The sequence below is a fragment of the Thiocapsa bogorovii genome (assembly GCF_021228795.1).
Lineage (GTDB): Bacteria > Pseudomonadota > Gammaproteobacteria > Chromatiales > Chromatiaceae > Thiocapsa > Thiocapsa bogorovii.
Genome location: NZ_CP089309.1, coordinates 4,914,476 through 4,927,030, shown reverse-complemented (window position 1 = coordinate 4,927,030; position 12,555 = coordinate 4,914,476). Strand labels below are relative to the sequence as shown.

Genomic DNA, 12,555 nt, shown 5'->3' with positions numbered 1-12,555 from the left:
TTTCGCGGCACCTTTGGTTATGATACCGGAACCGGCCGCCTCTCGACGCAGCATCGTGCGGCCTTACGGAATTCAGCCCGAGGTAATTCAGCATGCATCCAGTCTGGCGAGACCATCTCACCGCACGCTCCGCTCGGATCGACGAGGACGGCATCCCCCATTTCCCCGCCCCGGGTGCCGACACTGCCGACGGCTGTCGCCTCTTCGATCTCTCGCATCTTGGACTCCTCGCCGTGCGCGGTGAGGACGCCTTCGGCTTCCTCCAGGGTCAGCTCAGCAACGATCTGCGCGAGCTCTCGGAGAGCCATGTGCAGTGGAGCAGTCACTGCAGCCAGAAGGGGCGAATGCTGGCCAATTTCCTGGTCGCGCGGATCGGCGACACCTTTTATCTCCAACTGCCGGCGCAACGCGTCCCGGATCTCCTTAAACGCCTGCGCATGTTCGTGCTGCGCAGTCGCGTGACCATCGAGGAAGCGAGCGACAACTTGGTCCGCATCGCGATTGCCGGCGACTGTGCAGCAGGGGCCGTGACCGATTGCGGCCTCGCGGTGCCCGAGTCCGAGAACGGTCTCGCCATCGGCGACGGGATCGCCGTGATTCGCCTGCCGGGACCCACGCCGCGGATCGAGATCATCGGCCCGCCCGAGCCGCTGCGCGCGCATTGGGACACACTGCGCGCCCGAGCCGCGCCCGCAAACGCCGAGACCTGGACGCTCCTCGACATTCGAGCCGGCATCCCGAGCGTCTACAACGAGACGGCCGACACCTTCGTCCCCCAGATGGCCAACATGCAGCTCATCGACGGCGTCAGCTTCCACAAGGGGTGCTATACCGGCCAGGAGATCGTGGCCCGGATGCAGTATCTCGGCAAGCTCAAACGCCGGATGTACATCGGCGAGGTCGAGAGCGACACGCCCCCGCGACCGGGCGACGCGCTCTTCTCGCCCGACAGCACCTCACAGCAGGGCAGCGGGACCGTGGTCGCGGCCAGCCCGATCGAGCAAGACCGTTACGCTCTCCTCGCGGTCGTGGAGATCAAGGCGGCCGAATCCGGCGAGGTCAGGCTCAGCGAATGCGGGCCGACGGTGCGGCTCGAGGCGCCGCCCTACGGTTTTCCGATCGAGGAATGAGCGAGGGCCTCGAGGGTCTTCCGGAAGCGGTCCCGGGTATCTGGCTTCCCGACCCGGCCGCGCTCGGCGTCGAGGAGTGGGTGCTGACCGGGGTCTTATGGCTCAAGCTGGGCGTGGAGGCGATGGGAGCGCTGATCATCGGCATCGGCGTGCTCGTGGCGACCTACCAGTTCATTGGCGCCTTGTTGTCGTCCGGCATCAAAGACTACAACCCGATCCGGCTCACGCTGGCGCGCTACCTAGCGTTGGCGCTCGAGTTCCAGGTCGGCGCCGATATCCTGTCCACCGCGGTCGCGCCGAGTTGGGATCAGATCGGCAAGCTCGGCGCGATCGTGGTCATCCGCACGGCACTGAACTATTTCTTGATGCGCGAGATGCAGGAAGAGCACCGGGGGCGGTAGGGTGGACGAGCGAGAGCGAAGTCCACCGAGTCTCACGCCGGCACTGGCGCTGGTGGACTGCGCTGCGCCTTTCCACCCGGCGACGCTTCTCCACCCTCCCGCTCCAAAGCGCCGATCGCCCGGCATCGGCGCGGATAGTCGCTATTCGTAGACCCCCGCCGCCAACTCCTTCTCAAGCATGGATACCTTGAGCTTGAGGTCGTCGCGGGCCGCCTGCTTCGCCGCAACATCGGTGCCGGCGTCGGCTGCCTTGCGGGACTGCACGCTGCTGTCGATCGCGGACACCCGCGCGGCGAGTTCGCGGTTGGCCTTGGTCTCGGCCGCAAGGCTCCGCTTCAGATCGCCCCACGCGGCATCGAGCCGGGCATAGTCGGCTTGCCGGGCGCTCAGGTCGCCCTTCACCTTGGACTGCTCGGCCTGAAGCTCCGAGAGCACCGAGCGGAAGGAGGCGTTCAGACGCCGCTCTTGGTCCAGCGTCGCGTGCATGGCGCGCTGGCGTTCGCCATAGGCGCCGGACGCCAAACACCCTGTGTTCTTGAAGAAATCACGCGCGGTCGGGTCGCACTCGCCCGGCGTCGTCGCACAGCCGGCGATGCTTGCGGCCGAAGCGACGGCGCAAGCGACGAGGACGGGGCGCGCAAGCGACAAGCCGGCGATTCGAATCGTCTCAATACCCATGATGGCTTACCCGGCCACCGGGGATGCGTTGATCTGTTTGTCCATGAGCGCGACCTCCTGCTCCAGTCCTGAAATGCGCTTCTTCAGGACACCGATCTCATGATCCAGTTGCGCGGTGTTGGTCCCCGACTGCCGTTCGAGGTTGGAGATGTCCACCCAGTCCTGCTGCTTGGTCTTGAGCGAATTGATGGTGCTCTGCATCTGATCGCGATTGGCCTTGACCCCGGCGAGATCGCGCCTGGCCTGCTCGCTCGAGATGGCCTTGCTGCGATAGGCCGCGTTGACCTGCGCGAGCCGTTTGCGGTCGGCGGCGATCACCTCCTCGCTGGTCGCGATCAGATTCGAGATACGCGCGTTCTCCGCCCGAACGTCCGCGGTCATGGCGGCGATACGCTGCTCGTCGTTCTGATATTGCTGCCGCTTGGATTGCACATAGGCGTTGGCCGCTAGTCCGACCGCACAGCCCGCGGCGGCACCGATCATCATGTTGTTGCTGCGTTTGCCGTCCGACAACATCCCGAGCAAGGCGCCCGCGACCGCACCGGCGGCGCAGCCTTGGAGCGAGGTCTTGGCGTCGAGTTGAGAGGATTGCTGACGCATCCGCTGCTCGGCGGGCGTCAATGGCGCGCGTGCGCCGTATCCGCCGCTACTCGTCGAGGTGGTGGCGCAGCCCGTCTGGACGAGCGCCAGAGTCAGGCTGAAATAGAGAAGGTTCCGACCCGTGCGACTCTCGATCGGCATCTGCGTGCTCCGTTTTAGTGGTTCCGATGGAATGCGACCTTGCATGTCCGGGGGTGAGTTTAGACCGAAACGATGCGTTCCGGGTGCCTCCCGCGCAGTCCCGCATCAACGCAGTGCGCGACACCCCTGGAACCAATCCACGCGTGCGACTGCGCCCGAGCGCGCGTAGTCGACGACCTGTGCGTGAAAGCGCTCGGGATAGATCGCGAGCTCGCCGTAACCCCGCGTCGCGAGCTCGTCGCTCAAGCCGCCGAGCTCCGCGGCGAGGACGGCTAGATCGTCCGGATAGGTCTGCGCGGTGCGCACGATCGAGTCGGCATAGACGCCGATGTTCGCATCCAGCACCGCATCGTCGCGCGCCAGATCCTCGGCGAGCCGGCGACAGCGCGGATGCTCGGCGTCCTCGTTGTCTTTACAGAGGTCGTAGCGCCGCCGAAGCAGGTCGATGTTGTAGCCCTCGACCGAGAGCTTCTCGCAGAGCAATCCACCGAAGCGCAGGGCCTCGCGGGCACTGCGCGCACGCTGCTCGTAGAGCCGCTGGTTCGTGCCGGCAACAACGCTGCGCAACCGCTCCAGGCGCTGCTTCATCTCGGGCTCGCCGCTCGCCCGAGCGAGTGCGGTCAGCTCGAGCACCGGGTCCTCGAAGGGACGATCCGACAGGACCGGACGCGGCGGCGGCGTCTCTTGCGGCCGGGCGACATCGCTGCCGAGCCGCTCCCAGGCGGCGCGCACGGCGTCGATGCGCTCGTTGGACGTCAACACAGGGGCCGCGAGCAGGAGGCGAAAACCCGTGTCGGCCGTCCCCACGGCACCGCGATCGTCGTAAAAGGGGACCTCGCGCCGCAGCGAGCTGCGCAGATCCTCGGCGCTGGAATGGAGACTGCCGCCGCGCACCACCGCCGCACCGGGCTGACCGTGGCGACGCTCCACCCGGTGCAGCCGAAAGGGGTCGAGGACATACTCCTCGAGGTTTCCCATCACATCGTGAAGACCGAGCGGGTTCGGCTCGAGCACGCCGATCGGTCGCACCTGACCCTGCGCGTTCTCGTTGAACCAGGCATGCCGCGCGGGCCCGTCCGGCATCGGATACAGCATCTCGCGGAACACGGCCGGGCTGACCCGATCGCCCCCCCTCGCCGAGTATTCCCACTCCGCCTCGGTCGGCAGGCGCGCGAAGGCCGGCACGCCGTCGGCGCGCGGCAGACAAGGCGTCGCCGTCGCATCGCAATCGGCGATGGCACCGGCCTCCTCGCGCAGCCAGAGCGAGTAGCGATGCGCAAAGTCCAGTGCATCGTGCCAACCGACGCCGCCCTTGGGGAGTCGCGCCGTCGCGCCCTTGCCCGGCAGCGGACAATCCGCGCCTGCAGCGGCGGCGAGGACCGTGTCGTATTGCAGCGCGGTCACCTCGTACTTGCCGATCAGGAAACGGCGCCGCTCGCCCTCGGGGGCCTCGAAGCTGCCCGCGAGATGATCGAGATAGCGATGCTCGGCATAGCCCTGGCTTTCCGTCTCGCTGCCGAGCTCTACCTCGGTATCGGCGAGCGGGCCGGTGCCCGCCGTGCCGACCGGGCGGAAGGCCATGGCGCCGCCGCACGGCAGCGGGACGATGACGTCCTCCGGCGCGGGCTTAGGGTTGTAGAGGGGCTCCGGCCAGGTCACCTCGACCCCGGCGACGCCATGCCCGGCGAACGCCAGTAGCCCGATTGCACACAGAGGACTCAGGCGCCCCAACCCTTTTGAGTCAACGGATCGCTTCACGCAAACCCTCCGCCGGACTCACGCGCCCGGCCCGTATCGCCCCGGCCGTCGATGCGACCAGGGCCACCAGCATGACCAACCCGGCCGCAAGACCCAGGTCCGCGATGCCGAGTCGGGTCAAATAGCCCCCGCCGGCCAGATTCTCGCCCATGACGGCGTCGAACGCATGCGCGCCGATCAGATAGCCGGCACCGGCGAAGAACAGACCGAGGCCGGCAATGAGCGATCCTTGGATCACCGGCAGCGCCGCGACCGTGCCGGGTCCGAACCCGAACAACCGCAGCAAGGCCAACTGACGGCGTTTGCGCTCCACCCCCACCCAGAGCGCACCCCCCAGGGCCAGCGCGCAGCCCGCCCCGCCGATCAGCGCGATGACCCGAAACAAGAACGACAGGGTGCGATCTACTGCCTGCACCGAGGCGATCCGCTCGGCTTGGGTACGGACCTCGATCCCCGCCGCGCTGACCGCTGCGGCGAGCGGGCCGACCTGGTCCAGTCCGGCCGCATAAAGCCGGGCGTTGGCGAAGCGCTCCTGATGCTCCGCGTAGCCGTTCGGGACGACACCGTCGGGCGGGAGATCCAGCGTACCGTCCCGGTAGTCCTCGGCGGCGACCAAAAGGTCCAGGCTGGTGAAGAGTGCGTCGCGCGAGAAACGCGCCTCCGGCACGATGCCGATCACCGAGAGCGGCAGACGCATGTGCTCGGAGACGCCGTCGCGGGTGCGCTTGACGACGGCGACCACGGTCGCGGAATCGGCCTGTTTCGGCGCGCCCTCCTCCGCCTCGGTTGCAGGTGCGCCCGAGACCGGCTCGGCGGACATCAGGCCCAGCCGACGCGCCAGGGTCGCGGTCACCAGGACCTCGCCGGGGTGGCTCGGCAGTTCGGTGTCCGGCGGCAGCAGCGGATCGCCGAGCGCGGTCGGGATCACCTCGACCGCAGGCAGAAGACGCCGCGCCGCGTCGAGCAGATCGACACTGGCGTTGATGGTTCGGGTCTTGGGGATCAGGAAGGCGACGTCGGGCCGCGCCGCGATCTCGGCGAGCCAGTCGCGATCCAGCCGGGCGCTGCCGTAGATGACCACCTCCAGGTTGCGCGGGTCGCGGAGCAGGGTCTCGCGGAGGGTCTCGACGACACCGTTTTTGAGTCCGAGCAACAGGAGCAACGGGGCCAGGATCGCGGCGACCGTCAGCACGAAGACCAACGTGGTATGCCGATCGTGACGCAGATCCTTCCAGGCCAAAGACCAGACCTCGGCGGCGGCCGAGCGGAAGGACGAATGCGCTTTGGTTAGTACGGCCATTCGGCGTCGATCGAACCCCACTGTGGGTCGGGCTTCAGCCCGACAAACGCCCCGAGGTGGGACGGCTCGGCCGTGTCGGACTGAAGTCCGACCCACACCACGTCGGACTAAAGTCCAACCCACCCCGTGCCGTTCATGGTGCGTCCTCGAAGCAAGAGCCGAGCCGGTCGGGCGCATCCAGCGGACGCGCCCGGATCTCTCGCAGGCCAAGCGCACGCACGCGTGCCTGCTCGTGTGTCGCGACCACGACCGCGGCCCCGCTCTCGACGGCCAGATCGCGCAGCAGACCGAGCACCCGGTCCGCAAGCCGCGGGTCGAGCGCCGAAGAGGGCTCGTCGGCCAACACCAGGGCGGGACCGTGGGCCAACGCACGCCCGATCGAGACCCGCTGCTGCTGCCCGACCGAGAGCTGCGCCGGCCGCCGGTCCAACAACGCACCGATCTCGAGCGCCGCCACCAAGTGAGCGATTCGCGCGTCATCGGCCGGAAGCCCGAGCAGACGCCGGTTGATGCCGATGTTTTCGCGCACGGTGAGGAAGGGCAGGAGTCCACCGGTCTGCATCACGAATCCGATCGAACGGGCGCGCATCTGCGCGAGCGCACCCTCGGCGCGGGCACGCCAGAGCGCGGCAATATCCACCGGCGCCGCCGCATGCCAGAGAAAGCCCGCCCCCGCCAACGGGGGTGCGGCGAGCCCAAGCAGCTCGAGGACCGTACTCTTGCCGCTGCCGCTCTCGCCGGTGATGGCCAGCGTCTCGCCGCGGGTGATCCTCAAGCTCGGCACACTGACCTCGAAGGCCCCTCGGCCGTGCCCGTATCGATAGCCCAGACCGGTCGCCTCGATCAACGGCGCAGCGGTCGCCGAATCCGGTGGATCGGACGGTATCGCCCGAACGGGCACCGCATCGACAGGCGCCATCCGCGGACCCATCAGGGCAGATCGCGCAGCGGCACCGGATAGACCCATTCGCCCGCCGGGCTGCCCTCGGCGAGGCTCACCCACCGATCGGTGTCCGCGTTGTAGCGTTCGTAGAGCTTGATCTTGCCCTTGAGCCGGCTCACGAACTCGAACTGACGCTGCGTGCCCCAGCGCGACCAGGTGTCCTGATCCAACGTCATGACGTCGCTCTTGTAGGGGAGACCGTCGAGGTATTCGCCGAGCAGACCGAGGTCGGCGAGCTTGGTCGCTTGCGGGCTCGCGGCGAGGGCCGGGTCGCGCCCGTATTGCGCAGCAATGGAGCGCAGGCTGTCGAAGAAGGCGTCGGGCTTCAACATCCCGGCATCGGCGGCATCGACGATCTGTTTCAAGATCCCGTGCAGATCGCTCAACTGGTCCTTGGTGATCAGCACCCGCTCGTCGACCGTTCGCACCGTGGGGTCGGCAAGATCGCTGTCGCTGATCCAACCCTCGAAGACCGACGGGGCGCGCGTGCCCTCCTCGCGGCCCAGATAGGCGAGCTGCATGGCATGGCCGAGCGCCCGGGTGGCCTCGCGCAGGGCGGCGGTTTCAGGATCTTGCGCAACGGAAGGACTCGCCGGCGGGGTTGCGGGATTCGGGATGGCGGTGGCTGCACGCGCACTGCCCGCGGCAAGCTCGCCGCGCGCCGATGCCTCGATACTCTCGATGACCGTGTCGGACAGCGCGGCGACCGCCTTGCCGAGTGCCGCGGCAGAGCCGTCCTGCACCGAGAAATAGAGACTGCGCTGGATCGCGGCGTTGTTCGCCAGGGTCCGATACTGCGCCTCGGCAGCGGCGTGGTTGGCCTTGCCGAGCGCGGTCTTCAGATGCAGCACCATCAGCGCAACACCCTTCTCGGCCGCCTCCGAGCGCACCTGCTCGGCATGCAGACCCGTCGTGGAGGCGTCGCCTTCGAGCGCGCCTGCATCCGTGATCAGCACGGCATAGCGTGCGCCGAAGCGGTTCCAGGGGATCTCTTCCAAGGCGGTGATCACACCCGCGTAGGGGTCTTCGTCGAACCGGTCGGTCGAGACCTTCGCCTCGGTGACCTTGGATGCGCGGGTGAGGAACTCGAGACCCGAGGAGACCTCCGAGGGGTCGACGAACATCCGCGCGACATACTCGAGTGATCTGGCCTTGGCGGGATCCGCAGAGTGCGCGCGGAAGGCGACGAGACCGAAGGCGACCTTGTCCAGAAGCCCGGACCCTTCGATCCGCTTGTAGACCTGCTCCGCCGCCGCTCGCGCCTCGTCGATGTAGCGCTGCATCGAGACCGTCGAGTCGATGATGAAGACGACCGCCGCGCGGAAGCTGCCGAGCTGGGTCACCGGCTCCGCGCGCTCGGCCGGAGGCGGCGTGGTCGTCGGCGCCGCCGTCTCGGTGACCGAGGCGACCTTGAGACCGCGCATCAAATGACCCGAATCGGTGAAGACCTCCTCGAAGTCCAGGATCGGCAGCAGATAGAAGCGCGAGTTGATGTCGATGAAACGATCCGGCTCGATCGCGACCACGCGCGGATCGCGCCCGCCCTCGGCGATCTCACGGGTCAGCGGCCCGACCTCGGCGGCCGGATCCGGCAGCGCCAGCAGGTTGTTCAGCGCATCCCACGACTCGAAGAACAGGGCGCGCTCGCGCGCGGCGCCCGGGTTGGTGAAGGCCAGCGCCATCTGCTGCAGCCAGGGCACAGTGTCGCCGACGCGCAGCCAGCCGCTGACCTTGCCCTTGGTGTCGACCCCCACCTCGAGCCAGCGCTGCCCCTCGCGCTCGGTCTCGGCATAGACGTAGAAGCGCGAAAAGGCATCGACAGGACGTCCCGCATCCCCGCCCGGTTCCTCGGTCAGCATCGCCCCCGGACGGGTCAGCACCCGCTGAAAGAGCGTCTTCTTCCCGGGCTGCAGCAAGGGCGCGCGATCGGTCGGCGGCTCGGCAAAGGCCAGTGCCGCGGCCAGGACCATCGCGCCCAGCAGCAGCCAAACAACCAACCATCTCTTCAGGTGCATTCCAGTCATCCCGGCTCCTGTCGTTGCCATGCTCCGAGAGCTTATTACGCGACGCGGAAACGTCGATGAACCGATTCGTGTCGATAGAGTGCGCAGCATATCCACCATCGGCCTTGATCGGAACTCCGTCCATCATAAACGCGAACACGCAGCTGATCGGAGCCGCAGGAGACGCGCCCGTTCGGAAACACATCGGTTCACCCGGCACCCGGTTTAGAATCAGCACCAATCGAAAGCTCGGGAGCCCGCGATGACATCCTCGGTTCGTATCCTGACCCTGGTTTACGCCGGTCCTCCCTCCGATCGGCTGGCCCCGGATCATCCCTGGCGGCAATTCGACGCGCTCGGCCGAACCCTGAGACGTCATCTGCCGGGGGCGACGGCGGCCCTCTTCGCACGCCCCGAGATTGCCGTCGATGGCGCGGGTACGGTCACCTGGACCAGCGCGCTGGCCGGACAACCGCGGCCTTTGCTGGATCTGCCCGACGAGGCGCAGGCGGCGGCGCGCCGCGTCCTCTCCGATCACCTGAACGCGATCTCCCGTCTCGCCGACGAGCTGTCCCGCCGTGAGCCGGACGATCCCGAGCCCGCGCAGCTCCTGAAGCGCGCCATCGTCAACCCGGGCGACGAGGCGGTTTATGTGATCGGCGACGCCCCGGTCCTGATCTCCTGGGGCGGGACCGACCCCGGCCGGCCGCCGCGCGCAGTCGGTACGCCCGATCCCGCGACCGTGCCGCCCCCGCGGCGGCGCCCGGCGTGGATCCTGCCGCTCCTGGGGTTGATCGCACTCGCAACGCTGGGAGTCGGTCTCGGCCTCGGTGTCTGGTTCTGGCAACTGGAGGAGACCGAGCAGGGCTTGCGCGAGGATCTCGCCGTCGCCTTGGCCAACCACTGCGACCCGGTCGCGCCCCTTTTAGAGCTCGCCTCCCGCCTGGACCGGATCGATCGGGAGGACGCGCGCTACGCGGATATCCGCATGGCGGTCCTCACCGAGATCGGCATCTGCGAGGAGGCCGCGCTCTTTGCCGAACGACTCGCGACCGAGCCACCCTGCGATCATCTGTCCACATTGGACGAAGAGCTTGCCTTCTACGATCTCGAACGCGAGCCTTTCCGCGCCCTGAAGACCGACCTGGACCGGCGGATCTCGGCCTGCACGCGGGTCGATGGACTCGCGCAACGCTTCGATGTCGTCGCCGGCGACTGCCTCGCCGTCGCCGAGTTGGACCAAGAGATCGCAACACTTGATGAACCCAAGCGCGAGCTGGCCGCGCTGCGCGTCGGACTCGATCGCGCATTCGCCGCCTGCCGTCTCGCCGAGACACTCGGCCCGCAGCTGGCTGATGCGTCCGAGGACTGCACGGCGCTGCGCACCTTGGCGCGCGAGACCGCCCCCGCCTTCGTCGAGCTGGATGCAAGCCGACCACCCTTGAGCGAGATCCGCCGAGGGCTCGACGAGGCCCTCGCACGCTGCGACCTCGCCGATCATCTGGAGGACCAGCTGGCCCGCGCGCAGGACGATTGTCTGGCCCTTGCCGGACTCGACGCGACCCTCTCGCGCCATGACCCGGACCGCGAGCCGCTCGCCGCCGTGGCCGGGAGACTCGCCGTCGCGCTGCGCCAGTGCGCGGACCTGAACGACCTGGAGCAGCGCTTCGCCGAGGCCAACGGCGACTGTGATTCTCTACAGGCCCTGGCCGACGGGCTGGAGGGCTATCGAAACAACCTCCGCTTCCTGGACATCCGCACCCGTCTGGCGCCCGAGCTCCAGATCTGCAGCGAGGCCGACGCGCTGCAGGAGCAGATCGCCGCCATCGGCGGCGACTGCACCAAGGCACACGCGCTGGCCGCACGTCTCGCCGATCAGGGCGACCCGCGCTTCGCCAAGGCGCGGGACGCCCTCGAGGCACCGATCGCCGACTGCGATCGGATCGACCGCTACACCCGACGTCTCGCCGAGGCCGGCACGGACTGCACGCGCCTCGTCGCCCTCGAGCGTGATCTCAAACGCGAGTCCGCCCCGACGTTGCGACCGGTCAGGCAAGCGCTCGACGAGCGGATCGGCCCGTGCCGCCCGCCGCCGCCGAAACCCGTCGTGGTCCAAGCGCCCCCGAAGGCCCCGCCACTCGAGCTCAAGACCGGCACCAAACCGACCGTCCCACCCCCGCCCCCCCAAGGAAGCGGCTCCTTCGCCATGCGCGGCGACTGCACGGGACGCCTGACCATCGACCCGACCTCCGGCTGGGACGGCGACCGTGTCCGACACATCGTCACCATCGATCCGCCGGCCAGCGAGCGCGTCGCCCGCGTGACCTCCACGAACCCTGGATGCCGCAACTGCGCCCTGCGCAAGATCGGCCGCAACACCTGGCGCGGCGATCTCTTCTACGGGTGCCGTGGCCGCGGCATCGTCCAGGTCTCCTATGCCGCCTACGATGCGAGCGGTCGCATGATCTGCAGCGGGAACGGCAGCGACCTCTGTCTCGGACGGCGGCGCCGATAGGGATACAATACAACGGCGATGCCGAACGCCCGTCGAGCATCCGAGCGCGGGTCGCCACCTGGATGCAGGCAATTCTCTGAAACGAACACGATCGCCAAGGCCGTCAAGACCTTGCATGAAGCACAAAACGGCCAACTGCCGGATCTAGGGCGCATGCTCGAGTGCGAGCAGCCCGATCAGATAGCCGCCTCGGCCGACGAGCCGAAGCGCGGCGTCGAAGACGCGCTTTGTATCACCGCGCGCCAAGTTGCGGGCCAATCGACCACCGAGCACGAAGATCGGCCGGAGCGACCTGACTGCTGCCTTCAGTCGATGTGTTGTATCGGGCGCCTCGAGCCGTCGCCAGACGATCGCGTCGGAGACGCCCTGCCAGTAGACCCGGCGTATAATCCAACCGCGCGTCAAGCGGGCGGCCGCGATATGGTGTCGCACCGCGATGGCCGGATCATAGTAGATCCCTGGGCCGCTCGCACGAAGGCGCTTGCTCATCAGTAGCTCTTCGTTGGAAAGAAGGTTCGCACCTCGCCGGCCCAGCGCGGTATCGAAGCCGTCGAGCTTCGCCAGAACGGCTCGGGGGAAGGCCATATTGGCACCGCAGAACGCATTGTCGGCCAGCCATCCGGGCGGATCCTGCCGCTCGAGGATCGAGAAATAACGGCCGAGCCTGTCGTTCAACCAGGCCGGCCGGTCTTTGCCCCAGATCGGTGCGACGCGACCGCAGACGCAGCCGGGAGTCGGGAGAACACGTTCGAAGGCCAGGCTGATCCGCTCCAGCCAGTCTGGAGCCGCGACGGCGTCGTCGTCCAGATAGGCGACGAACGGCGCTCGTGCGTTGCGCCAACCCAGATTGCGGGCGTGGCTGAGGCCGATCTCGGGCTCGAGCAGATAGCGCAGATTGGACTGCTTCTCTGCGATGTCCCGCACCAGGGCCGCCGTTCCGTCATTCGAGCGGTTGTCGACGACCAAGATCTCGAACCGTTCCGGGTCCAGTGTCTGTTCCTGCAAGCTGCGCAAGACCTCCGCCAGATGCTCGACCCGATTGTGGGTGCAGACCACGGCGCTGATCCGCAACATCTCCATGGACAT

At 67.8% G+C, this 12,555-nt stretch carries 10 protein-coding genes; 3 read left to right on the top strand and 7 right to left on the bottom strand.

What is annotated here, in order from left to right:
* Positions 1-92 precede the first annotated feature (92 nt).
* Together ygfZ and LT988_RS21910 are read left to right on the top strand one after the other, a co-directional pair.
* Entirely contained in the window at positions 93-1,130 is a 1,038-nt protein-coding gene (gene ygfZ, locus LT988_RS21915; protein ID WP_232407607.1) for a CAF17-like 4Fe-4S cluster assembly/insertion protein YgfZ, read from the top strand.
* A complete protein-coding gene (locus LT988_RS21910; protein WP_232407606.1) occupies positions 1,127-1,531 on the top strand; it encodes a DUF1622 domain-containing protein in 405 nt (134 codons plus the stop codon). The genes ygfZ and LT988_RS21910 overlap by 4 nt, the downstream gene beginning before the upstream one ends.
* Before the next feature lie 141 nt (positions 1,532-1,672).
* On the opposite strand, the gene LT988_RS21905 is transcribed toward LT988_RS21910, so the two are convergent.
* The 6 genes from LT988_RS21905 to LT988_RS21880 all read right to left on the bottom strand — a co-directional run bounded on the left by LT988_RS21905 (position 1,673) and on the right by LT988_RS21880 (position 8,966).
* On the bottom strand, positions 1,673-2,209 hold the full coding sequence (locus LT988_RS21905) for a hypothetical protein (RefSeq protein ID WP_232407605.1): 537 nt from the start codon (positions 2,207-2,209) through the stop codon (positions 1,673-1,675).
* Between the two features lie 6 nt (positions 2,210-2,215).
* Positions 2,216-2,950 carry a YMGG-like glycine zipper-containing protein gene (locus LT988_RS21900; protein ID WP_232407604.1) on the bottom strand — a complete coding sequence of 245 codons (735 nt, stop codon included), beginning with the start codon at positions 2,948-2,950 and terminating at the stop codon, positions 2,216-2,218.
* A gap of 105 nt (positions 2,951-3,055) precedes the next feature.
* Positions 3,056-4,708 carry an SUMF1/EgtB/PvdO family nonheme iron enzyme gene (locus tag LT988_RS21895; RefSeq protein WP_232407603.1) on the bottom strand — a complete coding sequence of 551 codons (1,653 nt, stop codon included), beginning with the start codon at positions 4,706-4,708 and terminating at the stop codon, positions 3,056-3,058.
* Complete coding sequence (locus LT988_RS21890) at positions 4,692-6,008, bottom strand: ABC transporter permease (protein ID WP_232407602.1); 1,317 nt, start codon at positions 6,006-6,008, stop codon at positions 4,692-4,694. The genes LT988_RS21895 and LT988_RS21890 overlap by 17 nt, the downstream gene beginning before the upstream one ends.
* A 133-nt stretch (positions 6,009-6,141) precedes the next feature.
* Entirely contained in the window at positions 6,142-6,939 is a 798-nt protein-coding gene (locus LT988_RS21885) for an ABC transporter ATP-binding protein (protein WP_232407601.1), read from the bottom strand.
* Positions 6,939-8,966 carry a vWA domain-containing protein gene (locus LT988_RS21880; protein WP_232407600.1) on the bottom strand — a complete coding sequence of 676 codons (2,028 nt, stop codon included), beginning with the start codon at positions 8,964-8,966 and terminating at the stop codon, positions 6,939-6,941. Before LT988_RS21880 ends, LT988_RS21885 begins: the two co-directional genes overlap by 1 nt.
* A 250-nt stretch (positions 8,967-9,216) precedes the next feature.
* Between LT988_RS21880 and LT988_RS21875 the strand changes: the two genes are divergently transcribed.
* Positions 9,217-11,469, top strand: a complete 2,253-nt coding sequence (locus LT988_RS21875; RefSeq protein ID WP_232407599.1) for a hypothetical protein — start codon at positions 9,217-9,219, stop codon at positions 11,467-11,469.
* A gap of 144 nt (positions 11,470-11,613) precedes the next feature.
* Here the strand turns inward: LT988_RS21875 and LT988_RS21870 are convergent, their stop codons facing one another.
* Positions 11,614-12,555, bottom strand: coding sequence for a glycosyltransferase family 2 protein (locus LT988_RS21870; RefSeq protein ID WP_232407597.1), 942 nt, complete (start codon positions 12,553-12,555; stop codon positions 11,614-11,616).